The sequence below is a fragment of the Pseudomonas fluvialis genome (assembly GCF_002234375.1).
Lineage (GTDB): Bacteria > Pseudomonadota > Gammaproteobacteria > Pseudomonadales > Pseudomonadaceae > Aquipseudomonas > Aquipseudomonas fluvialis.
In genome coordinates this window covers 133604-159615 of the sequence record NZ_NMQV01000002.1, presented here as the reverse complement: position 1 = coordinate 159615, position 26012 = coordinate 133604, and the positions used below count along the sequence as shown (strand labels likewise).

The 26012-nt window shown below is 62.2% G+C and carries 22 protein-coding genes and 1 pseudogene; 8 read left to right on the top strand and 15 right to left on the bottom strand.

What is annotated here, in order from left to right; all coding sequences use genetic code 11:
• Positions 1-602 precede the first annotated feature (602 nt).
• The 13 genes from CFY91_RS01400 to CFY91_RS01345 all read right to left on the bottom strand — a co-directional run bounded on the left by CFY91_RS01400 (position 603) and on the right by CFY91_RS01345 (position 16937).
• Entirely contained in the window at positions 603-1304 is a 702-nt protein-coding gene (locus CFY91_RS01400; RefSeq protein WP_093984542.1) for a M48 family metallopeptidase, read from the bottom strand.
• A 1-nt stretch (position 1305) separates the two neighbouring features.
• A complete protein-coding gene (locus CFY91_RS01395) occupies positions 1306-4623 on the bottom strand; it encodes a type I restriction endonuclease subunit R (protein ID WP_093984541.1) in 3318 nt (1105 codons plus the stop codon).
• Between the two features lie 77 nt (positions 4624-4700).
• Entirely contained in the window at positions 4701-6353 is a 1653-nt protein-coding gene (locus CFY91_RS01390) for an ATP-binding protein (RefSeq protein ID WP_093984540.1), read from the bottom strand.
• 1 nt (position 6354) lies between these two features.
• Positions 6355-7578 carry a restriction endonuclease subunit S gene (locus CFY91_RS01385; protein ID WP_093984539.1) on the bottom strand — a complete coding sequence of 408 codons (1224 nt, stop codon included), beginning with the start codon at positions 7576-7578 and terminating at the stop codon, positions 6355-6357.
• A complete protein-coding gene (locus CFY91_RS01380) occupies positions 7571-10069 on the bottom strand; it encodes a type I restriction-modification system subunit M (RefSeq protein WP_093984538.1) in 2499 nt (832 codons plus the stop codon). Before CFY91_RS01380 ends, CFY91_RS01385 begins: the two co-directional genes overlap by 8 nt.
• A gap of 190 nt (positions 10070-10259) precedes the next feature.
• On the bottom strand, positions 10260-10871 hold the full coding sequence (locus CFY91_RS16150; protein WP_229727135.1) for a hypothetical protein: 612 nt from the start codon (positions 10869-10871) through the stop codon (positions 10260-10262).
• Positions 10868-11668, bottom strand: coding sequence for a hypothetical protein (locus CFY91_RS16145; protein ID WP_229727136.1), 801 nt, complete (start codon positions 11666-11668; stop codon positions 10868-10870). The genes CFY91_RS16150 and CFY91_RS16145 overlap by 4 nt, the downstream gene beginning before the upstream one ends.
• Positions 11665-13347 carry a DUF3987 domain-containing protein gene (locus CFY91_RS01365; protein WP_093984537.1) on the bottom strand — a complete coding sequence of 561 codons (1683 nt, stop codon included), beginning with the start codon at positions 13345-13347 and terminating at the stop codon, positions 11665-11667. The genes CFY91_RS16145 and CFY91_RS01365 overlap by 4 nt, the downstream gene beginning before the upstream one ends.
• On the bottom strand, positions 13344-14336 hold the full coding sequence (locus tag CFY91_RS01360) for a toprim domain-containing protein (protein WP_229727137.1): 993 nt from the start codon (positions 14334-14336) through the stop codon (positions 13344-13346). Before CFY91_RS01360 ends, CFY91_RS01365 begins: the two co-directional genes overlap by 4 nt.
• Positions 14336-14578 carry a hypothetical protein gene (locus CFY91_RS01355; protein ID WP_093984536.1) on the bottom strand — a complete coding sequence of 81 codons (243 nt, stop codon included), beginning with the start codon at positions 14576-14578 and terminating at the stop codon, positions 14336-14338. Before CFY91_RS01355 ends, CFY91_RS01360 begins: the two co-directional genes overlap by 1 nt.
• Positions 14575-14727, bottom strand: a complete 153-nt coding sequence (locus tag CFY91_RS15965) for a hypothetical protein (protein ID WP_165765285.1) — start codon at positions 14725-14727, stop codon at positions 14575-14577. The genes CFY91_RS01355 and CFY91_RS15965 overlap by 4 nt, the downstream gene beginning before the upstream one ends.
• A 3-nt stretch (positions 14728-14730) precedes the next feature.
• Positions 14731-14952, bottom strand: a complete 222-nt coding sequence (locus CFY91_RS01350) for a helix-turn-helix transcriptional regulator (protein ID WP_093984535.1) — start codon at positions 14950-14952, stop codon at positions 14731-14733.
• A gap of 587 nt (positions 14953-15539) precedes the next feature.
• Positions 15540-16937 carry a tyrosine-type recombinase/integrase gene (locus CFY91_RS01345; RefSeq protein ID WP_133063649.1) on the bottom strand — a complete coding sequence of 466 codons (1398 nt, stop codon included), beginning with the start codon at positions 16935-16937 and terminating at the stop codon, positions 15540-15542.
• Positions 16938-17627: 690 nt separating this feature from the next.
• Here CFY91_RS01345 and CFY91_RS01340 point away from each other — a divergent pair.
• A complete protein-coding gene (locus CFY91_RS01340; RefSeq protein WP_229727139.1) occupies positions 17628-17933 on the top strand; it encodes a hypothetical protein in 306 nt (101 codons plus the stop codon).
• On the opposite strand, the gene CFY91_RS01335 is transcribed toward CFY91_RS01340, so the two are convergent.
• The gene (locus CFY91_RS01335; protein ID WP_003464196.1) at positions 17930-18184 is read right to left on the bottom strand and encodes a helix-turn-helix domain-containing protein; all 255 of its coding nucleotides are present in this window, start codon (positions 18182-18184) and stop codon (positions 17930-17932) included. The two genes, CFY91_RS01340 and CFY91_RS01335, sit on opposite strands and share 4 nt — an antisense overlap.
• 96 nt (positions 18185-18280) lie before the next feature.
• Here CFY91_RS01335 and CFY91_RS01330 point away from each other — a divergent pair, with 96 nt between their 5' ends.
• The 7 genes and pseudogenes from CFY91_RS01330 (at position 18281) to CFY91_RS01300 (ending at position 24336) form a co-directional block, all read left to right on the top strand.
• A complete protein-coding gene (locus tag CFY91_RS01330; protein ID WP_093984533.1) occupies positions 18281-18766 on the top strand; it encodes a hypothetical protein in 486 nt (161 codons plus the stop codon).
• Between the two features lie 4 nt (positions 18767-18770).
• Positions 18771-19496, top strand: coding sequence for a phage antirepressor N-terminal domain-containing protein (locus CFY91_RS01325; protein ID WP_003464201.1), 726 nt, complete (start codon positions 18771-18773; stop codon positions 19494-19496).
• Positions 19497-19565: 69 nt separating this feature from the next.
• Positions 19566-20009, top strand: coding sequence for a DUF6957 family protein (locus tag CFY91_RS01320; RefSeq protein WP_229727140.1), 444 nt, complete (start codon positions 19566-19568; stop codon positions 20007-20009).
• 48 nt (positions 20010-20057) lie between these two features.
• Positions 20058-20891 (top strand): hypothetical protein, encoded by an 834-nt coding sequence (locus CFY91_RS01310; RefSeq protein WP_165765284.1) that lies wholly within the window; start codon positions 20058-20060, stop codon positions 20889-20891.
• Positions 20892-20920: 29 nt separating this feature from the next.
• Positions 20921-21085 (top strand): annotated as a pseudogene (locus tag CFY91_RS16345) (winged helix-turn-helix domain-containing protein); the annotation flags it as partial.
• 81 nt (positions 21086-21166) lie between these two features.
• A complete protein-coding gene (locus CFY91_RS01305) occupies positions 21167-22978 on the top strand; it encodes a sensor histidine kinase (RefSeq protein WP_133063648.1) in 1812 nt (603 codons plus the stop codon).
• Positions 22975-24336 (top strand): sigma-54-dependent transcriptional regulator, encoded by a 1362-nt coding sequence (locus CFY91_RS01300; protein WP_093984529.1) that lies wholly within the window; start codon positions 22975-22977, stop codon positions 24334-24336. Before CFY91_RS01305 ends, CFY91_RS01300 begins: the two co-directional genes overlap by 4 nt.
• Before the next feature lie 111 nt (positions 24337-24447).
• Here the strand turns inward: CFY91_RS01300 and CFY91_RS01295 are convergent, their stop codons facing one another.
• On the bottom strand, positions 24448-25989 hold the full coding sequence (locus CFY91_RS01295) for a phosphoenolpyruvate carboxykinase (protein ID WP_093984528.1): 1542 nt from the start codon (positions 25987-25989) through the stop codon (positions 24448-24450).
• Positions 25990-26012 lie beyond the last annotated feature (23 nt).

The following is a 26012-nucleotide window of genomic DNA, read 5'->3' as shown; positions in this document are numbered from 1 at the left end:
GCCGGCAGGCACAGAAAACCCTCATCGCAGCCCAAGGCTTGCCGCAGTTTCCACGAACGATCGGACGCCCGGTCTCGCTTGCTGGCTTGTTGACTGGCGTAGTTCAAGCGCCAGCAGTGACGACAGGCGAACACGGCACCGCCGTACAGCTTGGCCACGCGACGATGGCAGCACGGGCACAAAAACCACGGACGCTCCCTCCAAGGTGGCAGGGTGTCCAGGCTATCGGGACGCGATAGTCCTTCTGCTCTGCTTTGCCTCCGGCCTTCACTTGGTATCTCAGGCGCACGCCGGTTCGGCTTTCGGTGTGAATGTCGATGCTCGCCACCATTTCGCCCCGGAGTTTCCACTGCCACGCACAGGCATACCCTGAAGACAGGACGCCGGCTTTGTGCAGGCCGCGAACGTCCAGTGCCCGGTAGTCGCTAGTCGCGGATTTTTCCTTCGCTCTGGCCATTTGGGGAACCTTAATCAATTGGAAAATTGAGCGGATTGCGTACCGTGTAAACCACCGCAATCACGACTCAGTTTCCCAATTGCAACCACGCAGCTCGACACCTACAGACTCAATGCAGCTGAGCGCTTGCCTGCGGCGTAGCACCTCAAATCCCCTCAACCTCCATCCCATGCTCCGCCAGCCAGGTCTTGCGCCGGGTGTAATCGGGCATGGCACGCTCAACGCGCAGCCAGAACTCTGGAGTGTGGTGCGGCTCGTGCAGGTGGGCCAACTCGTGGACCACCACATACTCGGCAACAGGCGCTGGCAGCAGGATGGTCTTCCAGTGGAAGTACAGCCAGTTGCCCTTGCCGCAGGAGCCCCAGCGGTATCCTAGATCCTGCACCTTCACGCCACCCGGATTGACCGCCATGCGATTGCGGAAGGCTGCCACACGCTGCGCCAGCCAGGCCTTGCCGTGGGCGCTGTACCAGCGGATGAAGTGCTCACGCGCCTGCGGCAGTTCGCTGCGCAGCAGGCGGAAGCGTCCGGCGGCGAGCTTGAGCGGCACGTCCTGCTCGTCCACCAGCTTGAGCCGGTAGCTGCGCCCCAGATAGGAGAAACCTTCTCCATCCAAAAACTCTTTGGCCGGAGCGACCTGCTGCAGGCGATCCTTCTCGGCCAGACGCGAGTAGATCCAGAAGCGTTTTGCCTGCACAAACTGGCGTAGCAGTTCTTCGTCAGCTTGCGGCGGTGCCAGCAGCAGCAACTGGCCGTCGCGCTCAATGGTGATCTGTACGGTCTTGCGCCGTGGGCTGCGGCGCAATGTCAGGCTCAGGTCATCGACCTGCAGAAGGCTTTCGCTCATCTCAGACCTGCATGAGCTTGTCATGGCTGGCCCGTGCCTGCTCCATCAGCCGGTCGGCCAGTTGCTCGGCACCCGCCACATCCACCAGTGGCGGGCGTAAACGCATCAGGTGCTCAAACAACTGGCCATTAAGGTCCTCCTGAGCGGCCTTCTTGCGCGGGCTCCAGATGTCCCGGTGGCTTTGCAGCTCGTCCACCAGCAGGTCGACCAGCTCCACCGTGACATCCTTCAGGCGCAGCAGCTCAGCGGGTTGCGGCTCGGTGCCGGCACATGCAACCTCCAACACACTGCGCAGGAAGGGCGCGTAATGCGTAGGCAGATCCAGTGCAGAAGCGGTATCACTGCTCTGCCCACTACGCAACTCATCGATGATCTGCTGCAGTTGCTCGATCAGTGCATCCCATTGCTCGCCAAGGGATTTGAGAATGTCACTCAGGCGCTCAGACAGCTTGCGGAACAGCACCGGGTCTTCGTCCAGATGCTTGCGGATGTGCGAGCGGATGGCGTGCTCCATTTCCGAGGCCTTGGCGCGGTCGTTGGGCTGGCGCAGCACCTGCTTCTCGAAGTCCACATCGGTCAGCTGGATCGGTGGGATTTTCGGATCGATGCCCAGTGAAATCACATGATCGTCGATCAGCTTGCGCACCTTGGCGCCAACATCCTTGCCCAGCACCGGCACATCCTTGTAGCGGTTGCGGGCACGGGCATAGAGATAAGCCAGGCGCTTGGCGTCGGCAGTGAACGGCAGCCCTTCGGGGCGTGGCAGCACGGTATCCAGGCTGGCGAGGAAGGCCTTGAGCTTGACGTCGAACTCGGCTCGCAGACGCTCGTCACCCAGCGCCGCAAGACAGGCCTCGGTGTCATCCAGCGACTCGATGCCTTCGCGGCGCAGCACGTCGATCACGCGCAGGTGTCGGTCCCGCAGCACCGGCACCTCGTCCTTGATGCTCGCCAGCGCGCCCTCGACATCCTCATCGGCGTAGGCGGCCAAAGCCTCCTGCAGGTGGTTGGCAACCCCGTAGTAGTCGACCACGATGCCGCAGCGCTTGCCGAAGCCGGTACGGTTGACCCGCGCGATGGCTTGCAGCAACTCGGCCTCGCGGATGGGCCGGTCCAGGTACATCACCCCTGCAATGGGGGCATCGAAGCCGGTCAGCAGCATCGACTTCACTATCAGGAAGGCCAGCGGATCGGCTTTGTCAGCCTGGGCATGCTGCAGCGGCTTCTTGAAACGCTCGATCAGCCGCTCCTGCTTGCTGCCATCGGTCCAGGTCTTCCAGGCCGGATCATCATTGTTGCTGCCGGAAATGATCGGTGCGAACTCCAGCCGCGCCAGCAGGTCGCGGTAGCGCCAGGCCTGAATGCGCGCCTGTACCTTGGGCGGACGCTGGCATAGCGCCTCGTCGTCCAGCGCCTTGTCCTCGGCAGGCAATGCTTCCGCCTCCTGCAGCATTTCGTCGCGGGCCGCCTGCAGGGCGTTGAAATAGCGGATTGCTGCCAGCCGGCTATAGGCCACCACCTGCGCCTTGTAGCCGTTGGGCAGGATGTTGCTGACGTAGTGGCGGAGGATGTCGCGGGCCTTGTCGGTGATCAGCGCCGGGGCTTCGAGGATGTTGCCCTTGGTGGCGTACTTCTGCCGAATTGCCTCCAGCTCCTCGGGGCTGTGCTCACGGAACAGGTCCTCGAACAGTTCGTCGAGGCTGGCGCCATCCTTCACCGCGCCGCTGGCCGTGCGGCCCTCGTATAGCACCGGTACAGTGGCGCCATCGGCCTCGGCCTCGCGAATGGTGTACTTGTCGATGAACTCACCGAATATCTCGTGGGTGCGCTTTTTCTCGCCCATGATGATCGGCGTGCCGGTAAAGCCGATGCGTGCGCAGTTGGGCAGCCCTCCCAGCAGGTTGGCATGCAGATCGCCGGCCTGAGTGCGATGCGCTTCATCGACCAGCACCAGAATGCTGTCATCGCTGTTCAGCACCTCGAAGGGCTTGCCGCCCTGATAGCCGGCGCGGTTCTCCGCCGCCTGACGGGCCGGGCCGGCACTTTGCGCCTCGGCCTCGTCCTCCAGCTCCGGGTTGCGGTACTTCTGAATGGTGGCAAACACCAGCCCCGGCCCCTGACGCCGCACCAGCGCCTTCACGCCCTCGGTGCTGGTGGCTACTTCCGGGCGTTCGCCGGTCAAGGTGGCGGTGGCAGACAGCTGGCGCTGCAGGTCCTTGCGGTCGGTCACCACGATGACCTTGAAACGGCGCAGGCGCCCGTCGGTGCGTAGTTTGCGCACCAGGAACACCATGGTCAGGCTCTTGCCCGATCCCTGGGTGTGCCAAACGATGCCGCCACGCTGGTCGCTCTCGCCGTGTTCCAGACGGGTCTGTCCGGTCTTCAGGCGGTTCACCGCACGGTTCACTGCGCGGTACTGCTGATAGCGGCAGACGGTCTTAATGGTCTGCCCGCCGGCCTGCATGAACAGCATGAAGTGGCGCACCACATCGAGCAGCTGAGCCGGTGCCAGCAACCCGGCGATCAGGCGTTCCTGCTCGGACAGTGCCGGCTTACCCAGCACGACCGCCACCTCCTGCTCGCTACCGCGTCCATCCGTGCCAACCACCGTCTTCCACTGTGCGTAATGCGCCAACCCGGCGCCGATGCAGCCGACCCGAGCCTCGTCGAAGCTGCTGGCAATCAGCAGCTGCACGCTGGCAAACAGTTGCTCGTTGCCCTCGTTGTCTTCGACCTCGAAGGCCGCCTTGCGCTGGTTGCTGTAGCGGCGCAGCTGGTCCACCGCATCGGCTAGCGGCTCGGGCACCGACGGGCTCTTGCACTCCACAACCACCAGCGGGATGCCGTTCACCAGCAGCACCAGGTCGGGAATGATGAACTTCTTGCCACTGTCGTAGCCGGGCGGACAGTCGACCCGGTACTGATTGACCACGGTGAAGCAGTTGCTGGCCAGGTTGTCCCAGTCGATGAACTGGATGGTCTGCCCGCGCCCGCCATCCCAGCCCGGCAGGCCGTCGACGGTAATGCCCTTGAGCAGCAGCTCGGTGGCCTTCTGGTTGGCCTCCATCAGTTTGGCGGTGCCCAGCCGGGTAATGGCAGCCACTGCCTCGGCAATACGCTCATCGTTCAGCCAGGGCTGGCCGTCGCGCAGGTTGATGGCCCGCAGGCGCTCGCGCAGTACCGCCTCCTGCACCACCTCGGCAAAGCTGCCGCGCGCGGTTACCGCCGGGTCGTCGATGCTGCCCTCGATATGCGTCCAGCCCAGCCCTTGCAACTGAGCCACAAAGGGCTTCTCGACGTCTTCCAGTTCCCAGCCCACAGGCTTACTCCCTTAATCCGGTTGCGGGGCATATGAGCCATACAGGCTCATACAGGCTCATAGCGGCTCATAGCATCTCAAGCAGGCTTATAGACCGCCCAGCGTCTCTCGCCTTGCTGTCTCAGCACACCTTTGTCTTTCATGCGTTTGAGCAGTTTTGCCGCCTGATCAGGCGATAGCCGGCACAGATCCATCACTTCAGCGCGCTGGATCTGCCCATGCTGCTGCACATAGTTCAACACCATCTGCTCATGCTGAATCGGTGTAAAGCCGGCCTGGCGGGTGTAGGCGGCCTTGTCGCCCACGGCCTGGTAGAGGCTGGCCGACAGGGTATAGCTGCGCCCTCGGGTAGAGCCGTGAGCCTCCACCAAGCCAGCTTCGGTCAGGGCTTCCAGGGTGCGTTTGGCGCTGGTGGTGTCGCGCTGGATCTGCACCGCCAGCTCGTCGGCCGTGACGCGCTTGCTTTCGCGTAAGGCGGCCAGGGCGATCAGGCTGTCGATGGGCAGCTCGGCGTTGGTAGCGCGCTCGTGTTCGACCACCAGGCGGCGGAAGTCCAGGTCGGCCTCGGCGGTGGGCAGGCGCAGCACCACGCTCTGGGCGGTGGTGTAGCTGTAGTCCGGGGCCGGGCGGCCGAACTTGAGCATGCCGCGGAAGATCTTGTCCACGCCGCGGCCGGAGCGTTCGACCACGCCGATACGCTTCATGGCATCGGCCAATGCGGGGTTGCGCGGGCGCGGTTCGGTCACCAGCAGGTTGGCCAGGGTCACACCATCCACCAGGCCCCCGGGGTTGCTGACCACCAGGGCATCGTCCTCCAGGCGCACATGTACCGCGCCCCGGCCGTGGTAGTCACGGTGGACCAGGGCATTGGCTACGGCTTCGCGGAAGGCGCCGAGGTCCACCTTGGGCACTGGCACGCGGAACAGGCCGACCTGCAGCTCTTCTTCCGGGTTATAGGGGCGGAAGTTGGTTTCCAGCCAGTCCAGCGCCTTGAGCAGCGGGAAGCGGCGAAACTCGTTGAAGCGCACCGCCTGTTGAGCCATGACCTGGAAGGCGAATTCGTGGGTGGGCACCAACTGGCGCAGGGAGGTTTCCCGGCCGACCAGTAACAGGCCGGTGAGGGTCGGCACCCGCGAGCCATCCGGCTGGCGAGCGGTCAGCAGCAGCGCGCCGTCCAGGGCTTCGTCGTCCAGCTCCAAGAGCACGCGGTCGCCGCCGTATTGCTGCACCGCCTGGCGCAAACGCTCGCGTTCCAGCGGGTCGAGGTCGGCCAGGGTCGCGCCGGCTACTGGCTGGGCGGATACATCGATCAAGCCGAAGCTGGAGGCACGGCTGGCCCGCTCGTGGGGCAGCATGGCCACGCACTCCGGGGTGCCGTCGTGCTTGAGGCGGCGGCGCAGGTAGACGCCGCTGGTGGTGGCCACCTCGCCGTGAGCCTTGGGCACGTGGATGCGCGCCACCGTCACGTCGTCCAATTCGACTGCTTCTGTCTGGACGGAGAGCGACGGCGAGGTGCGCGCCGCCACCATGCCGGCCAGGCCTTCCAGCAGGTGATGCTCGGCATGCAGACCGGTGGGCGTGCCGTCGTCTTCGACGCCCAGCCACAGCTCGCCGCCCTCGGCGTTGGCCAGACAGACCAGTGCCTCGATCAACTCGCGGTCGGAGAGCTTTTTTACGTCGCTCTTGAACTCGACGGTGAGGGATTCGCGGGGTGGCAGGCGTTGGGGCATATCAGGCTCCCGTTTGTGCAGCAGTCTGCTGTAGAGACTTCAGCAGCGGGGTGACGCGGACGCGGCCGGTTAGCAGGTCGTCCATCAGGCCGGATTTTTCGGCGATGAGCTTCTCACGCGAGGTTTCTTCGAGTTGGATTCGCGACTGCACAGCAACTAGCCGATCCAATATCCGCTCTTGCTCTTTGATTGATGGGAGTCCGATCAGCAGATTCCGAACATCGCGCAATGTGACCTTGGGTCGAGTGACACCGGCAGTGATCTGCTCGACTTGCTTGGCGACGGCAGGCGAGTTCATAAAAATCGACATCCAGTCAGGGCAGATACGATCCGTGCATGGTCGCAGACGAACGATGTCTGCGGTCACGATCCCGCTGGACATGGATTCTGGATAGACGGCAGCTACACATGGTGGCAGGCCCATCTTTGTGGCAACGACATCTCCCGCGTGGACCTCATGCGCTGCCAAAGCCAGTGCCTTGTTAGTGGTCACGAAGACGTTACTCTTCCAAACGAGCTGATCCGGTTTAACGTCTCGCACGAATATCACCGGCACCCCAGAGTCGCGATAGTCGGCAGCAACGAGGTCACTACCGAATGGTCCGATCACAGAGTTGGAAGTCAGACTGATGATGGGCTCAACCTCCCACTCCCTCGGAATCCACCCCAGCGGCGACTCCTTATAGAGCTGCGGCGCTTCGCTCTGCGGCGGGCGCAGTTGGCCGTTGGCGTCGATGCCGCGGGTCAGCAGGTCATGCAGCAAGCCCTGCTTGACGGCCTTGAGCTTGTCGATCAGCGCCTCGGTTTCGCGGATGGCGGTGTCGAGGGTGTCGAGGACTTGGGCGATCTGACGTCGCTCCCCAGCCTCCGGCCGGTAAACCTCAAGCTCATAGACATCATTTCTGTTCAGGCCTGGGATACCTGTAGACGTATCCAGTCGATGAAGCGGCAACCAAGACAACACCCAGTACAGCCAACGACGCTCTTCTGGCGAACAGTTCACCCAATACGTCGTATCAATGGGCCAGAAATCATCATCCGACCATGTGACCTTACCAACGCTGCCTTTGCGGCCGACAACGATCCCTGGCCCGGCGATCAATGCCGATTGATGGCGACCAACCTCACCATTTGAGCCGAATACGGGAAAGCCGAAACCAGCGCGGCGTTCAGCAGGTAGCGGCTCGCCATATTCGAGAGAGAGAAGTGCGCCGAGCTCAGACATACCCCAACCCCTTCAAGAACCCCTGCAACGCCACCGCAGCCGCATCTCGCTCACGCTCGATCTCGGTCAGCGTCACTCGGTACTTGTCCCACCAGTTCTCGAAGGCGGCGACGATCTGCTTGCGCTGGGCGGCGATATAGCGCTCGACGATGGCCTGCATGTCGTTGTGCAGGATGGTCAGCAGCAGTTCGGCGGCTTGCGGCTCGTCCAGCCCGTCGACGGCCTGATTGAGGTGGCTGGCGAAGTTTTCCTGCTGGGTTTTAAGCTGCTTCTTCACCTTGGTCAGCTCGGCCTTCCAGGCCTTGAGCTGGGCCTCGTCGACGGCGTTTTCCTCATCGTCGCCGGTTTCCGCATCGCTGCCCTCGGCTTCGTCGCCGTCCTCGCCCTTGCTTGGCGCGGCGGCCTTGAGCTGGCTGTCCAGTTCGGCCTTTTTCGCTTCCAGCTCGGCCAGCCCGGTAACGAAATCGCTGAGCAGGAACTTCACCAGCTTGTGCTCCAGCGGGCTTTGCTTGCTGGCCTTGTCTTCCAGGGCGGTGACGATGCTGGTGCGCCAGGCATCGATCACGCCCCTGCTGCCACGGGCCATCAGGCCGAGGAAGTCGTATTTGCTCTGGTACCAGAAGCCGGCGACGATGCCGCGGACCTGGAAGGGATCGAGCAGGCCGATGCCTTCCAGGGTCTGGCTAAAGCTGGCCAGCAGTTCGCCGCGCAGTTCGACCAGGGCGGCGCTGTTATCCAGCTTCCCAGCCAGGGCGGTGATACGCGGGCTGTGTTCTTCCCACCACGCCTCGAAGGCGTCGCGGATCGCCGCTTCCTTGGCCTGCAAGCCGCGATTGCCCTCGATGGCCGGCTTGAGGTCGGCGCGGCTGACCAGTTCGGGCTTGAAGTCGAAATAGCGCTCGTCGCGGGCGTCGAGCAGGTCGCGCGGGTCGAGGCCGTGGGCGGCGAACAGCGGTGCTTTCGCTTCAACTTCGGCCTTGGGCACGCCGCCGAGCAGGTGGGCCCGCACGTCATGCGGCTCGGGCGGAGGAGCGTTGTCGACATAGCGGCGGATATTGAGGTTGTAGTCGTTGGCCTTGAGGGTGGCGATATCCACCACGTCGCTCAGCCCATCGATGCGACGGAACTCGTCGAAAGCCGTAGCAATCTTCTCGATGTGCTCAGGCAGCAGGAAGTTCTGCGCACGGCCCTCGAAGTATTCACGGTCGGCATTGATGAACAGCACCTTGCCCTGGCGCTCGGCCGGCTTGCCGCTGACCCGATTGGCGCCCTCCTGCCGCTGCTGGCGCAGGATGAGGATGCAGGCCGGGATGCCGGTACCGTAAAACAGGTTGGCCGGTAGGCCGATCACCGCTTCGAGCAGGTCGTTCTCGATGATGCCGGCGCGGATGCCGCGCTCCTCGCCACCACGGAACAGCACGCCATGGGGCAGCACAGTGGCAACCATGCCCTGGTCGCGGCAAACGGCGAGCATGTGCTGAAGGAACATCAGGTCAGCCTTCTTGCTGCCCAGCGGCACCTGACCGTACTGGAAGCGTTCAGGGAACTTGGGCTGCCAGGCGGGCTGGCCGTCTGCGTTTTTCTCGGTGTTGCCCCAGTTGATAGAGAACGGCGGGTTGGTAAGGATGCGGTCGAAGCGCAGCAATTCACCGCCTTCGACGTGCTTCGGCTCGGCCAGGGTGTCTTCGTTTTCCAGCGAGGCGGTGCTGATGCCGTGCAGCAACATGTTCATCTTGGCGATGGACCAGACGGTGCCATTGAACTCCTGACCGAACAGGTTGGCCTTGCGGCCGTCCTCGCCGTGTTCGTCGATGTATTCCTTGGCGGCGATCAGCATGCCGCCCGAGCCGCAGCAGGGGTCGTAGATGTCGTGTTCCAGACTTGGCCTGAGCAGACGCACCATCAGCCGCACCACCGAGCGCGGGGTGTAGAACTCGCCACCCTTCTTGCCGGCGGAGTCGGCGAACTCGGCGATCAGGTACTCGTAGGCGGCGCCGAGCAGGTCGGGGAACTCGAAGTCCTCGTTGCGCAGGCGCACTTCGCCGAAGTGGGTGATCAGTTGGCGCAGCTTGAGGTCGGGGATCTTGCTCTGGCCGACCTTGCGGGTGAAGTCGATGTGTTCAAGCACACCGGCCAGGCTGGTGTTGGTTTGCTCGATGGCCGACAGCGCCTTGTTGAGGAAGGTGCCGACGTTGTGGTGGGCGTTGTCCAGCAGATAGGCAAAGCGCGCCTCGGGCGGCACCCAGAAGCTGCCATCACGCGAGTACCAGCGCTGGGTCTGCGCGGTTACGGTTGCATCGGCCAGGCTTTTGCCACTGTTGAGTTCCTGTTCAATCAGCTGGTTGTAACGCTGCTCGAAGACGTCGGAGCAGCGTTTGAGGAACAGCATGCCGAAGATGTATTCCTTGAACTCCGAGGCATCCATCTTGCCGCGCAGGATGTCGGCCGCCTTAAACAGGTGACGTTCGAGTTGAGGAAGGGTAAGGGGCATTGCGAAATCCTTTATCCGCGCCCGTGTGGGCAGAAATGCCGGGGATTCTATCCCATCCTGCCGGGCGCATATTGTTGCAATGGCGGCGGCTTACAGCAGGTCCCTCAGCCATTGTTCTTGTTCCCTGAGCAACGCCCTTAGCTCACGCAGCTGCCGTTTCATTCCGCCTTTGTCAGCATTGCGCGACGCTTTAGCCTTCCCGCCGACGCTGACTGGGCCGGTGCTGCTCTTCCAGGGTTGCCATTGCCTTATCAGCGCTGCCTGCCGAGCCCGTCGCTCGGGTGTCCAACCGTTCGCCATGCTGCACCTCCAATAGTTCGTTTGGCGCTTTTTGGGTTTTCCGCGTGCGCGCAGGTTGCGCGGCCGTGCCGTTGTTCACTTGCACCTGATTGCCGATATTGGCTTGCTGAACAAAGGCGACCTGCTTGGGAGCCTTGAGCTCACCCAGGGTCTGCAAGGTGGCTCTGGCCTGGTTCTGAGCCTTGAGTGCCAGGCGCATGTAGGGCTCCAAAGCACTGAGCTGCTGAGAACGCAGCGCCCGGCCGGTGAGTTGGGCGAACAGGTTGTCGAGCGTATGGGCTTGTGCCAACAGCATGTCCTCGGCGCGGGTCATATCGCCGCTGTTGAGCGCGGCAGTCTGCCGGCGCAGCTCGTCCACGACGTCGATGACATCGAGATTGCCCATCATTTTGCTGTCTAGCAGCACGACAGCGCTCAGGCATTCCGGGGTCAGGCTCAAACGGGCCATGGCCTGGGAAGGTGTTTCGCCCTCGCGCTTGGTTATCTTGGGCTTATCGCTCATGTATTCGCCTCTCGTGAGATGTTGTTGTAGTGCTGGCGCAGGTCGCTGCCGATGGGGCAGTAGCGGCTCGTGGGAGCGTGACAGGCACGGCAGGCCATTAGGTGGTTGTGGTAGTGAGCCGCTGCTTTACGCCATGCGGGTGTTGCCGTGGCAGCGGCGTGGGTGAAGCGTTGCTCCTCGGGCTTTTCCTCGGTGATGCGCTCAGCCAGTTGCTCGACCGGACGCGGACGGTTTATCCATGCCGGACTGTTCAGGATCGTCTTGGCCACTTGGGCCGCATCGCTGCCAGCCAGCTCGACAAGATCGTGCTGTTCCAGATGCCGGCCAGCCAGCAGCTCGGCCGGCCTGGCGCCGAGCAAGCGGGCGACACGGGCCAGCCAGACACTCGACGGCGGCGGTAACGCTGCTGGTGCAGAAAAGGTACCGGCCAGCGCCTTAACGATCTCCTCATCGGTAAACGGTCGCTCGTAGCCTGGAACAGCCACCACGGCCTGCAACTGGTCACCGAACCGCAGTCGGGCCTCCTTATCGACAAGTACGGTGGCCTGTTCGCCGCAACGCTGAATCACACTGCCATCGGCCAGCGCCAGCAGGTGCAGCCAGGCGCTCGGCTGCGCATCGCTGGAGGCACTCAGTTCGATCAGCCGCTCGACCAGCTCAATCTTGTGCGCAGCCAGATCAGCGAGCAGACCGGCGGACGGCTCTCGCTTAGCACGCAGTAGCAGCCGCCCATCCTGCTCGAGCGCGATCTCGACGCCGGCCTCGGTCGCGCGGCGGATCAGTTCGACGGCGGTCACAGTGCCAACTCCCACTGTTCATCGGCATCTGCGGACGCCTGGGGCTGCGGATGTTGCGGATTATGCGGAAGGCCCCGTACTTGCTGGGTTTCAGCTTGCGGAAGGCCTGCGGAAGTTTGCGGAAGCGCTACGAATGCCGGGCGCTCAGCGGTGATGATTTGCCTGGTGTCCGCAACCTTCCGCAAATTCCCCGCAACCTCAATGCCTTGTGATTGCTGGGTTTCCGCAGAATCCGCAGCTTCCGCAAGGGGGTTGAGCCTGAATTGCTTGCCATCGTTGGTCAGCAGGTGGTGATGCCGTACTAGCGCCGCCAGAACCCGGTTGCGCACCTTGGCTGAGCGCATCGCAGCCGGCCCCGACTTGCCCAGATCGTTGGCGTGGAACTCGTGCCACTTCGCCGCGCGCTTCGGGTCGCGCAGCCAGCTCATCAGGTGGGCCGCCTTTTGCAGATCAGGATCAACCGCGCCGGCATCGGTATAGCGCAGCCACTCCGACAGCGAATAGCGCACCAGCTCGCAAGCCCGGCGCATACAGTCGCCGTCGATTTGCTCAATACCCTCGAAGCATCCCAGCACGGCAGCCAGGCGCAGCGCCTGCTCGGCGCCCCGGTTGGCGAACGGTTTGAGCCCGGCAAACTTGCCGAGCGGCCCGAGGTGGCTTTCGATCTCGTTGCGGAATCCCACCCAAACCTTAATCGCCTCTGCCTCCGGCTGCAGAACGGGCGGCCTGACTTCGCCGGTTTCCATCTCGATATGTTCGGGGCTGGCTGCGACCTCCTGGCAGCGCGCCCAGTAGCGTTGCAAGCGCGGATCAGCGTAGGAACTGCGCTTCAGTGCCTCGATAGTGGTGAAGCGTTGCCCGGCCAAGCTATCTGGCGCAGCCAGTAGAAACCGCGCAAGAAAGCCTTGGCCTACCATCAGCGGGTTACTCAGCACCTCGGCGACCGTTACCGGCTGTGCCAGCAGGTGAATGCTCAGGCGGCGGTTGTAGGCCACGCCCGAGCCTTCCAAGTTGCTCTTGGAACGGGTGCGCTCGAAGCGTCCATCATCGAAACCCTTGGTCAGCCCGCCCAGGGTCGCGGCCACGGTGTCAGCCTTGAGCGATGAACCACCGAGCATTTGCCCGCCTTCATCCGTGTCCCAGCTCGCCGCCGGTTTGCCCCGGATGAACTCGCCGGCCAGCGGTTCAAAGGTCGCATCGCTGAACTGAGTCTGCGGATCAGGCGGCAGCGTATGGGCAGCAAGGAACTCCTCACGCGCCTTGCCTTTCATGCCGGCGGCCATTGCCTCGACTTCCGCGCAGGCCTGGCGGTATCGGGTGCGGGCATCCTTTTCCGCTTCGTCGATTGTCTTGAAGGCCAGTTTTCGCGCGCTCGACTTACCTTCCCCGCTGCCGAACAGCGACAGCGCGAACAGTGAGCAGGGTGCTCCTCCGGGTTTTCCCTTGGGGTGCCAGGCGTTGACGCGGGTCTGCGCCAGGTGGGTGGCTGCGCCGATAACACACTGGCCGGCAATGGCTGCAGGGACGAGCTCATGTTCGACGATGGCCTCGACCGCTTCACGCATTACGCAGGGCAGTGCATCTACCGGGTAGGGTGTCGGCGGCGCGGTTTCTGGCAGCAGCGGTTGCGGTGCCGTCCCAGTCGGGGTCTGAACCTCCGTTAGCAGTCGCGCGTTCATACCCGACCCTCCTGCCACATGGCCAAGTCGTTGAAATCGCTCAGATGCATAGGCGCATCCGTCGGCCAGGCAGGCAGGACGTAACCGCATCCGAGCTGCGTGGCTGCGTGGATGGCAGCCAGCTTGCCCGCGTTGGGCTTGCCCTCGGTTTCCTTGGTGCGGTCATCGTCGCCACCGATGATCGGTACGACATCGGGATAGCGGCGCTTCAGCTCCTGCCCAGCCGGCAGCAGGTTGCCCGCGCTCATTGCAGCGGCTACCGGCTTGCCGGTCTGCTCGTGCAGGGTGGCAGCGGTGGCGATGCCTTCGACGATCAGCAGCTCGACGCCGGCCTCGATACGGCCGAACGGGCAGTAGCAGCCGGTAATCCTCCCGCTTGGCAGGAAACGTTTGCAGCCATCGGCGGCGATGCGCTGCAGGTTCACCACTTGCCCGCGCCAGCAAATCGGGGCGAGCAGCATGTCGCCGCGCTGGCGCAGGTGGTGCGGCTTGATGCGCTTGCGGCTCAGGTACGGGTGGTCGGGATCAGGCACGCCAGCAAGGGCGAAATCACGACGTGCCCGGGCGGCAACACGATCCCACCCGGCCTGGCGCTCTGCATCGGCTTTGCGCTGGCGCTGGTCACGCTGGCGGGCGATGCGCTGGCGCTCGGCTTCCTCGGCGAGCAGGTCGCGCTTGTGATGCTCGCCTCCGAACGACAGCCCGAGCTGCTGGGCAATCATCCGGGCGGCATCGGTCTGCCGGCAGTCGCGCAAGTAGGCGAGCAGCGACACCAGATCGCCGCCTTTGTCGCCGCTAGCGAAGTCGTGCCAGGTGCCGGTGGTCGTGCTGATGCTGAAGCTGCCCGGCTGGCGGTCGCCGCGTACCGGGTTGGTCGGCCAGTACTCTGTGCCCTTGCGGGTGCCGTCCGGTAGCCAGTCGGCGAGCAGGTGGTCGGCCTGATGCAGAGCCGCGTCCGCGATGCGCTGAATCTCGAAGTGAAGGGTCATCAGTGCAGACCCTCCGGCGCTTCGTGGATCGTCGGCAGGCGGGAGGCGTCCAGGGCCTTGAGCAGCGTGTCACGGCCCAGACCCTTGGCCTGCAGGATCGTCGCCAGGCTCAGGAAACAGGCCAGGGCGACTACCTCGGACGGGGTGCTGCTGGCACGGGCATAGACGACGATGCGCGGCAGCAGTTCGTCCAGAATGAAGCCTTCGTGATCCTCGGCGCGGTTCCCGGTGTAGGTGGTCATACCAGCACCTCCGGCAGCGCGATCAGGGTGACCACGGCGGCGAGTACCAGCAGCTCGACGGCCAGCGGGTGACGGTAAAGCCAGGCGGCGGCTTTCTTCAGGCCGAACGCTGCCGGCCTGCGCTGATTGGCAGGTTGTTGGGTATGCATGGGTTAAGCCTCCGACTGCTGGGTCAGGAAGGCTTCGACGGCCTCAACCGGCCAGCGAACCGAGCGGCCAAAGCGGACAGCACGCGGGAAGTCGGCAGTCTTCGACCAGCGCCACCACGTCGTGCGGCTGACTTGGAAACGGGTGCAAAGCTGCTCAGTGGTGGCGAAGGTGCCAGGAATCGGCAGGTTGGGTTCTGCGGTGGTGCAGGTGGCAAGCTGTGCCATGTTCGGGTTCTCCGATGTGGAGTGAAGCTGAAGAACCCGAGGAGGTGCGATCAGGAATCCACCGGAACCGCTCGACGGGTCGAATAAACAACCCGTTGATATTCTGAGTCCGGCACAATACCCTAGCGTATAGGTGAACCAATGGTTCACCCATTGAAGCCCGTCGAAATGCTTCATCCCCTCGGGGTGTGTACTGGCTTGCTGGTATGCGCGGACGTTGGCGCGTCCTCCCCGAATCAGCCCCCGGCATTGGCGTGCCGGGGGCTTTTCTTTGTCTGCATTCCAGCCCGACAGCGACCTCGATTCTACGCGGCTCAGCCAGCACCGTGGTGTGGTCGTACGTTTCATCTTGGCCTGTATGTCTAACCAGTTGTCTTATCTTACCTGTGCGATTCAAAAGAACACAAACAGTCTCAATATAATAAAAAAATCCTTATAAATCATTTGGTTATAGAAACATTAGGCTGCCATCAACAGCGCTTTATAGGTTTTATTGTAAGCAATAACGGCTTCTTGATGTTTCGTTGCGTTCCACATGGAACCTTCTATCAAAAATCCGCCATCATCCTGAAACGTAACAAAATATTTCAACGACCACGCCTCGACAACTTCACCACGTTGCCGGACTGCCGCTCTCCCAGCACCTTGGCGAGTGCACGCTCGAACAGTTCGATGGCGCGCTGCTTCTCCGGCAAGGCCGCCTCGGGGTTGTTGCGGTAGTGCAGATTCGCCACGCCGGTCTGCCCATGCGCTTGCAGCAGGTCGGACAGTTGATCGCTGACGCCGTGTTTCTGCATCAGTTGGGCGCAGGTGCGACGCAGGTCGCGCGGCGAGAAGCTGGGGATCTGCTTCCCGTCGATAACCGCGTGCTCCGACTGCAGCCAGTCGGCAATTGCATGGCGCGGGCTGCTGACAACGATGTGCTGCTTTCCTGTGGTCGTCCATGGCCAAGGGTGGCAGCCGTTGATCTCCCTCACGCGCTCTAGAATGGCGATGGCGCGCGACGAAAGCGGAACAAGGTGCGGCCTGCTCATCGCCTGACCACCACGCCCCTTACGATGAACCAGGCGCACAGTAGCGGCATCCAGGTCGTAATCCTCCCAGGTGGTCTGGCAAATATTGAAAATGCGCTGACCACCCGTAGCAATGACGAACTTGAAGAGCAACGCCATAACTGGCCCAACGCCTTCCGTATGCTCGATGCTTTCCCAGAATTGACGCAGTTCGATATCAGTAAGCGCTCGGGTAGCAGGTACGGACACCTTTTCGACCGCAACCACCGCGGCAGGATTGCTCTCTAGGTTGTAGCTCTTGGCATTAGCCCTGCCGACCGCATTCTCGGCACGCAGGCCATGATTGAAGGCTGCCGACAAGAACGAACGCATACGCTCGGCCTGCACCTTCGCACCGCGCTCCCAGATCGTATTGAGAATGTCGAGGATATGGTCGGGCCGTATATCGCGCGCCTTCATGGCCATGATGCAAGGGTGCGGCCCAAGCATGTTGGTCTGATACAGACGCTCGAGCTCCTTAACGACACCAGGCGTGGCCTTCGCTCTGCGCGAGTCGATGTAATCGAGGAATAGCTCGCTGAAAGTGCCGTGAGACGCTTCGATCTCGGCTAGACGCTGAAGCCTCGCCCGCTCAACAGCAGCGGCGGCTTCTTGTTCTTCGATATACGCTTTGACGCTACCGTGCTTGGCAGCGATTGCTGCGTACTCGTTTGCCTTATCTCTGATCTGGGAGACAGTCAGCCCAGCAGCACGGGGATTGGCCTTATAGACGCCGATCTTTAGCGCCACGTCGGCCCCCTCCACTCGCTGGCGGTAATAGGCTTCAACGATGCCAGAGGCCCTGCGCTCGAACTGCAAAGTCCCAAAGCCGCGCTTCTGGTCCTTGTCTGCAGGCTCAGATAGCTTGCCTTTCAGGTTGCGCACCTGAAGATCAGTGATCCGCTTGTCATCCTTGGTCTTAGAAACGGCCATAATCTGCTCCCCGTTCTGCTCCCCGTTCGAGGGTGTAATCGAACGGTACAACCTGAAACAGCAAAGAACAAGAAAATAGCGATAATCCTTTAAATACAAGAATATATAGGCTTATCAGCAACCCTGCGAAACACCGAAAATCACCAGGACAAGCGGCTTGTAATCAGTAGTTCAAGGGTTCGACTCCTGGTGCCGGCACCATACAAATCAAAGGGTTACGTGAAAGCGTAGCCCTTTTTTGTGCCTGAAATTCGGCCTGGGGTAGGATTGGGGTAGGGATTTGCCACCGCGCCACCTCTCGGTTAGAAAAAATCTGCGCCAGTCTCAAAGCCGCTCGTCGGGCTATTTTATCTGTCATCACCGATGGCGCCCTCCGCATCACATCCCCCGCCATCAAAATCTAGGCATTAACAGCATCTTGAAGGCTACTCATGGTCAGAGCCTTTTGCGCCCAGATCCCGTAAAGTGCCACCTTGCAGGGCCTCTGCGGGCAGCATAGGGTGATTGGGCGGGTCGACAGACCTGGCTTCAGGAACACAGCGCCAGAGGATTCTTGTGTCATGGTGGCTGCATGCGGGGCGCTTCGGCGCACCGAGTTCCTTGAGTCTCGGTCTTCCACACCCGTATGCAGCCGCCACCCTTCGTGTGGAAGCGAAGGTGGCGGTCTCTTAAAACTCAAGAGATCACCCTATGCAGCAGACCAATATCCCTTCGAGTACCACCGACTCCGCTCCCCAGGCCCTCGACGCGTTCAGCGGCCTGTTCACTGTCCGCAGCGATGTCACCTCCGACCAGTTGCATGACGAAGCCCAGCTTCGCCAAAACGCCGCAGTCGGCATGCTCCACGCGCTCTCCAGCGCAAGTGACTTGAACACCTTGGAAAACCATTTGCTTCTGGACTGCATCATGGCACTGCGGCTGCTGTGCTCCGATGCTGCTGCGCTGTATGCGGCAGCATGCGAACGCAGCAAAGCAGAAAACCAGCTCCAGCCTTAAGCGTCCTTACGCGCTAACTCGGTCTCGAAGCGCTGCACGAATTCGACGAGGCCGATGTTCAGCGCGTGGCAGATATCCCGCAGTTGGACGAGATCAATCCGGCGCAAGCCGCGCTCGATATCGCTGGCAAACGACTGTGGGCGCTCCAGCGCTTGGGCGAATTGCGCCTGGGTCAAACCAGCTTCCACTCGACACTGCTTTAGCAGTCTGAGCAGCACCAGGTTCTCATCCCGATACACCGACTTTTCCAACGGGTACACCTCACGCTTGACAATCCGGCAAGGGTATATCTAATCTACAGATATCTGATTTACAGATTATCTGGATAAAGGTTCACGGAGTCATTCATGGATACCCTCACCAAGACACCATCGAGCAATTCGGAAATCCTGTTTTTGATCGACAAGAAAACACAGCAAACCAAGATCGAACTTGGCTCACTGCTCCGTGCGTTCAGCGCACCCACCACCCTGGCTAAAGCTGCAGCTTCGACCTGGGAAAACGAGCTCTTAATAACAGAGGATCCCGACTCAGGATCACCGCTGTACTACTTACCAATGCAGCTATCTGCTGACTTCATCGATCTGATTCTTGACCAGTTGGATTCAGATAGCAGAACAGATGCCGTGCAATTCCGAGATGCTTGCCGAACCATTGAAGCTAGCGCCAACAAGATTTCCAGGCTGCAACAGACCAAACCCCACGTCTACGAGACATGGCTGAAGTGGATGGACTCTGATGAAGCCACGCAAACAATGCACAAGATCCTCAGCAGACAGCATCAACACCCACCGGCCACTTCCCCCAACCATGCAGCTCCGGGAGGACAGTAATCCGATGCGCGCCACCAAAATCAAAATCCAGGGACTGTCGATTCCAAGTCTGATCAGCAGCGACAATGAGCGTTACTGGCCGATACGCCCCATTTGCGAAGCTATGGGTCTTAACTGGCATGCTCAAGCCGCCAAACTGCAGCCCCCTCGCTACAGCCCGACCGAGCATGACGTTGCCCTGCCTGGGGAACCACTGCTGAAACGAATGCTGTGCCTGCCGCAGTCGGAATTCGAGTTCTGGCTGAAAAGCCTTAGCTCGCGCAAGGTTTCCCCCGGCGCCCGCATGCGACTCGATCAGTTGCGCGCACATTTCTTTGGTGAGCCCACACCGCTGGCAGGGCCGACACCGCCAACTGCAACGGCAGCACCTGCGGTGCTGAAGCGGATTCTGAACTGGCGAGCGCAACAGGCTGAGCCAGGAAACCGCAAAGCCGTGCTCAAAGAGCTCTCCGACCAATTCAGTGCGAAAAACGGTTTTGAAATTGCTGAAGCGCAGGAGCACCAGTTGCGTGGAGCCGTCGCTTCGCTCAGCACGATCATTTATCAGCATGACCGCTCGAAATCGCCAAGCCAGATGCCTGTTTCACAACGGGTCGACGCGATCATCAAATCCATCGTGGATGCCCGCCCTCAGCGCATTCATCTGCTCGACTCGGACTTTGCGGCCCTGTTGTGCAGCATTGAGCTTGAGGAGCACCACCATAGCAGCGCTCAGCACGAACAGCCTTAGACCATGGCCACACTTAGGGAAATGGCGGACTTGCTGTATTCAGCAGGCGAGCCGATGAGCGGCAGTGGCATGAACGACACTGAGGCCATGGCCTATGCACGGCAGCATTTTGTTTATGGCGGCTATTGCTTGGTGCGGAACTGGCGGTGGCTTGATCTGGATGTCACTGAAAGCCAGCGCCTACAACTGGCAAAGACCCGACGACAACCTGCTCTGGTCTATGCACACACGGTTATCTTCGACAGTGAAAGACGGTGGGATGTCGGAGACTTCGTCCGAACGTCACTTCTGCACCATCACGAGGAGTTCCATTTCAGAACGCTCAATACAGCCTACTTGCTTCTAGGACCAGGCACGCGCATCCAGGTCCCCCAGCCCAGCTCAAACTGGCTGCCCAACTGTTCGGTGAAGGCATTGCCGGTCAAGTCCTTTAGCAACTGGACGACCTCCTCCTTGCGCTCAGCACGTGCCTTGCCAAATGCCTTCCCAACGCGGGGTCTGCGCTTTGTATAGCGCCTGCAAGCAGTCCTTCTCGTAGAACCGTCGCTCAAAGGCGTTGTAATGACCAAGAAGATCATCCCGATCACGCCAAGCCCTGCACGCCAGCAGGCCGCACGCGTACTGGCGACTTTTGAAGCCCATGGCGTGGCACGCACTGAGATCAACGCTCTGTTACCGGAGGCGCTACAGCTATCCGCCTACCAATGGTCGAGTGCCGATCAGCTCAAGCTGGCCTTGCGCCAAGCACACCTGGATTGGCTCAACCAGCATTTCGCGCTCGCAGAAGGCTGGCTGACCGGGCAAAGCGATTCAGCTCATCAGCATCTCTTCAGCTACAAAGCGCCGGAACGGCTAAATCAATGGTTTCAGGAACACCGCACGCCTGAAACCTTTCTTGAGTTCACGCTGCACCTGCTCACACCCGACACCCGCGAAATCGGGCCGGACTCAGCCGGCTATTACGCTCTGCTTCTGGAGCGAATGAATGAAGAACATTCAGTGTGCAGACGCTTTTACCACCTCACCGCAGGCGGTCACTTCGAGCATCGGCCCTGTTTGATCCATCTCCTACAGGTATTGGCTATCGCCCATCACCACGGCACCATCATGCGCCGCTCGCAGCTGGATGAGGCCTCCCTGTATCAGCTGAGTCACCATAAAGAGCTTATCCCCAACTGGCTGGGCAAGTGCCGCCCTCACCCCCTGGAGGCCGACCATGAGCTATGGCCACATTGCTCCGGGCACTCCCCATGGCTTGATGAACTGCGCGCAGAGGCCGAACAGGGCCTACGCCGCGCCGGGCTAACCGAGGTGTTGGAACAGTTGCACAACGATACCCTGCGTTTTTCACGCAAACCCAGCAGCGGCCAATTGGCGGCACCCCTGCCCCGCTGATTGCAAGGAGGCTTTATGCCCATTCCAGATTGCCAAACGGTTATACGCCCGTACTTGCCGCAGTGGCCGATGGTGCTCCGCTGGCACTGAGCGCATTGCGCGAGCGGATTACCAATGAGTTCCAACTCAGCGAAGCGGAACGCCACGAGCGCCTGCCTTCGGGCCGGCAGACCGTCATCAACAACCGGGAGGGATGGGCGCGCACCTTCCACTGCGCCAACGCGCGGGCACGCAGGCACGCGGCGTGCGCGCGGAGCCTCAGGCATAATCGGCGCATGGACAAAAAACACCTACCGCCGCGCCTGCGCTGGCGTAGCCTGTTGCTGCTGGCCTTGCTGCTGGCGCCTTTGCTGTGGCCGCTGCAAGGAGTGGTTCAGCGCCATTACAGCGAGCAGCTGGCCGAGCAGAATCGCCAGACGCTCGACCTGTATGTCGCCAACCTGTTGGGTACGCTGCGTCGTTTCGAAGTGCTGCCGGCCATCTTCGGCCAGCTGCCGGTGCTCCGTGCGCCCCTGCTGGCGCCCGAGGAGGCGACACGGCGTGACCAGGCCAACCGTCTGCTGGCCGGACTGCAACGGCAAACCGGCGCGGATGTGATCTACCTGATGGCGCCGGATGGTCGCACCCTGGCTTCCTCCAACTGGGCGGCGGAAGACTCCTTCATCGAACGCAACTTCGCCTTCCGCCCGTACTTCCGCGAAGCCATGCAGGGCCGCCTGGGACGCTTTTTCGGACTGGGCAACACCTCGGGCAAGCGCGGCTACTTCTTCGCGGCGGCCATCCGTGACGCGGAACGCACGCTCGGCGTACTGGTGGTCAAGGTCGATCTCGACCATACCGAGACCTTGTGGGGCAACAGTCCCGAGCGCCTGCTGGTCACCGACCAGCATGGCGTGGTGATCCTCACCTCGCACGCGGCCTGGCGCTTCCGCGCCACCCGCGAGCTGGATGCCGCCGATCACGCGGCGATTGCCGCCAACCAGCCCTACCCAACCCTGGCGCCACGCCCCCTGCAGCTGGAACAAGCGCAGTGGCTGCGTCAGGACCGCAAGCTGGCGGAAACCGGCTGGCAGGTCAGTATCCTGACGCCGCGCAACCTGCTCGATCGCCCGGTGCAAAGCGCCATGCTGATTGCCGGCAGCGCCTGGCTGTTGCTGATCCTGCTCCTCGGCCTGCTGCTGCAGCGGCGCCGGCACTATCTGGAACGCATTGCCCTGGACAGCCGGGCACGCCAGCACCTGGAGCAGCGCGTACAGCAACGCACCCAGGCCCTCTCGCAGCTCAACCAGCGGTTGCAGGATGAGGTACTGGAGCGTGAGCAGGCCCAGCAGGAGCTGGCGCGCACCCAGGATGAGCTGTTGCAGGCCGGCAAGCTCTCGGTGCTGGGCACCATGTCGGCAAGCATCAGCCACGAGCTCAATCAGCCGCTGGCGGCGATTCGCAGCTACGCCGATAACGCCGTGGTGCTGCTCGACCAACAGCGTCAGGCCGAGGCCCGCGACAACCTTCTGCAAATCAGTGGCCTGACGGCGCGCATGGCCTCGATCATCGCTCATCTGCGCGCCTTTGCCCGTCGTGATAGCCATGCCCCGGAGCGTGTAGCCCTGCAGCCAGCCATCGATGACGCCCTGGCCTTGCTGGCCAAACGACGCCGCGAGCTACAGGTCGAGCTGATCCGCGACCTGCCGGAGGCGCCACTCTGGGTACAGGCCGGCGAAACCCGCTTGCGCCAGGTACTCGGCAACCTGCTGGGCAATGCCCTCGACGCCCTGGGCGAGCGCCCACCGCCCCGCCGCCTGACCCTGAGCACCCAGACACAAGGGGAATACATCGCCCTGCTGATCCACGACAACGGCCCCGGCTTCACTGATGAGGCCTTGGCACGTGCTCGCGAGCCCTTCTTCACAACCAAGACGCGCACCCAGGGCCTGGGCCTCGGCCTGGCCATCTGTGACAGCCTGCTGCGCGCCCTGGGTGGCGAGCTGCAGCTGGCCAACCATGCCGAGGGCGGGGCACTCCTGACCCTGCGCCTGCGCGCAGTAGATGCCGGCGCGCGCCCCCTGTCTCCGGAGGATACCCCTGCATGACCAGCCATCTGCTCGCCGACAGCCAGGTACTGCTGCTCGACGATGACCCGCACCTGCGCCAGGCCCTGGCACAGACGCTCGACCTGGCTGGCCTGCGGGTCCATAGCCGGGGTACTGCCGCAGGCCTGGCCGAGGAACTGGAAGACGATTGGCCCGGCGTGGTAATCAGTGACATCCGCATGCCGGGCATCGACGGCCTGCAGCTGCTCGCCCAACTGCAGGCCCGCGATAGCCAGTTACCGGTTCTGCTGATCACCGGGCACGGTGATGTGCCGCTGGCCGTACAGGCGATGCGCGCCGGCGCCTATGACTTTCTGGAAAAGCCCTTCGCCAGCGATCTACTGCTGGACAGCGTGCGACGCGCCCTGGAGATGCGCCGCCTGGTACTGGACAACCGTCGTCTGCGCCTGGCTCTGGCCGACCGCCAGGCCCTGGACGGCCGCCTCCTCGGCCAGTCACCCGCCATGCAGCGTCTGCGCCAGCAGGTGGGGGCCCTGGCGGCAACCCAGGCCGACGTGCTGATCCTCGGTGAAACCGGCGCCGGCAAGGAAGTGGTGGCGCGCGCCCTGCATGAGCTATCCAGCCGACGCCAGGGGCCTTTCGTGGCCATCAATGCCGGCGCGCTGGCCGAGTCGGTGGTGGAAAGCGAGCTGTTCGGACATGAAGCCGGTGCCTTCACCGGGGCCAGCAAGCGACGTATCGGCAAGTTCGAATTTGCCAGCGGCGGTACGGTGTTTCTCGACGAAATCGAAAGCATGAGCCTGGATATCCAGGTCAAGTTGCTGCGCCTGTTGCAGGAGCGCCGTCTGGAACGGCTGGGTGGCAACCAGGCGGTGGCGCTGGATATCCGGGTGATCGCCGCGACCAAGGAGGACCTGCGCCAGGCATCCGAACAGGGCCGCTTCCGTGCCGACCTGTTCTACCGGCTAAACGTCGCCAGCCTGGCTATCCCACCGCTGCGCGAACGCGGTGACGACTGCCTGCAGCTGTTCCAGCATTTTGCCGAGAGTGCCGCACTGCGCCACGGCCTCAGCCTGCGCCACCTGGAAGGCCACGAACAGGCAGCACTGCTGCGGCACAGTTGGCCAGGCAACGTGCGTGAGCTGAGCAATGCCGCAGAGCGCTTCGCCCTGGGCCTGCCACTCGACCTGGATGGCCAGGTGCCGCTCAGCCAGCCCAACGCCGGTAGCCTCAGCCAGCAGGTAGAAGCCTTCGAGCGGGCGCTGATCGCCGCCGAACTGGCGCGCAACCATGGCTCGCTGCGTAGTCTGGCCGAAGCCCTGGGCCTGCCCCGCAAGACCCTGCACGACAAACTGCGCAAGCATGGCCTGGGTAGCCAGGAAGACGGCCAGGCCTAGCCGCCACTACGCCATGAAAAACGCCCAGCACGCAAAGCGGGCTGGGCGTTGGTACGTCACGACAGGGCTTAGCAGGCCGCTGAAAAACCACCTAGGTCTTTCAATAGCCTGTTAGAGCTGCGGGCCAGCGTTCTTGATGGCGGCGCTGACGTCGAACTTCTGGAAGTTGTCGATGAACAGCTTGGCCAGGGCCTTGGCGGCTTCGTCGTAGGCGTTCTGGTCAGCCCAGGTGTTGCGCGGGTTGAGCAGCACGCTGTCGACGCCCGGTACCGACTTGGGTACGTCGAGGTTGATGATCGGCAGGTGTTCGGTCTCGGCACCGATCAGTGCGCCGCTCTGAATGGCTGCAATCACCGCACGGGTAGTCGGGATGTTGAAACGCTTGCCGACGCCGTAGCCACCACCGGTCCAGCCCGTGTTGACCAGGTAGACCTTGGAGCCGAAGCCATTGATGCGCTTGATCAGCAGCTCGGCATACTCGCCGGCCGGACGCGGGAAGAAGGGCGCACCGAAGCAGGTGGAGAAGGTCGACTTGATGCCGCTGCCCGAACCCATTTCGGTGGAACCGACCAGTGCGGTGTAACCGGACAGGAAGTGGTAGGCCGCCTGCTCGTTGTTAAGGATCGACACCGGCGGCAGTACGCCGGTCAGGTCGCAGGTCAGGAAGATCACCGCGTTCGGCTCGCCACCGAGGTTCTTCTCGCTGCGCTTCTCGACGTGCTCCAGCGGGTAGGCGGCACGGCTGTTCTGGGTCAGGCTGTCATCGCTGTAGTCCGGAACACGGTTGGCGTCGAGCACCACGTTTTCCAGCACGGCGCCGAACTGGATGGCTTTCCAGATCACCGGCTCGTTCTTCTCGGACAGGTCGATGCACTTGGCATAGCAACCGCCTTCGATGTTGAACACCACGCCTTCACCCCAGCCGTGCTCGTCGTCACCGATCAGGTAACGGCTTTCGTCAGCGGACAGCGTGGTCTTGCCGGTACCGGACAGACCGAAGAACAGGGTGACATCGCCTTCTTCGCCAATGTTGGCAGCGCAGTGCATCGGCAGCACATCGGCTTCCGGCAGCAGGAAGTTCTGCACGGAGAACATGGCTTTCTTCATTTCACCGGCGTAACGCATGCCGGCCAGCAGGACTTTCTTCTGCGCAAAGTTGATGATCACGCACCCATCGGAGTTGGTGCCGTCACGCTCCGGTACGCACTCGAAGTTGGCGACGTTGAGAATCTGCCACTCGGCCTTGCCCGCCGGGTTGTACTGCTCGGGCTCAATGAACAGGCAGCGGCCAAACAGGTTTTGCCAGGCGGTCTGCGTGGTCATTTTGACCGGCAGATAGTGCGCCTCGGCGGAACCGACATGCACATGCGACACGAAGTGTTCCTGGCCAGCATTGAAGGCTTCGACGCGGGCCCACAGGGCATCGAACTTGTCAGCCGGGAACGGGCGGTTGATGTTGCCCCAGGCGATCTTCGCCTCGGTGCTCGGCTCCTGCACGATGAAACGGTCAGCCGGCGAACGGCCGGTACGATGACCGGTACGAACGACCAGCGCACCGTTGGCGGCCAGTTCGCCCTCGCCACGCTGAATCGCTTGTTCTACCAGCTGGGCAGCGCTGATATCGGTGTACACGGCAGTGTTGGCTTGCGTCATGTGGGTCCCCGTCGGCCAGCGGC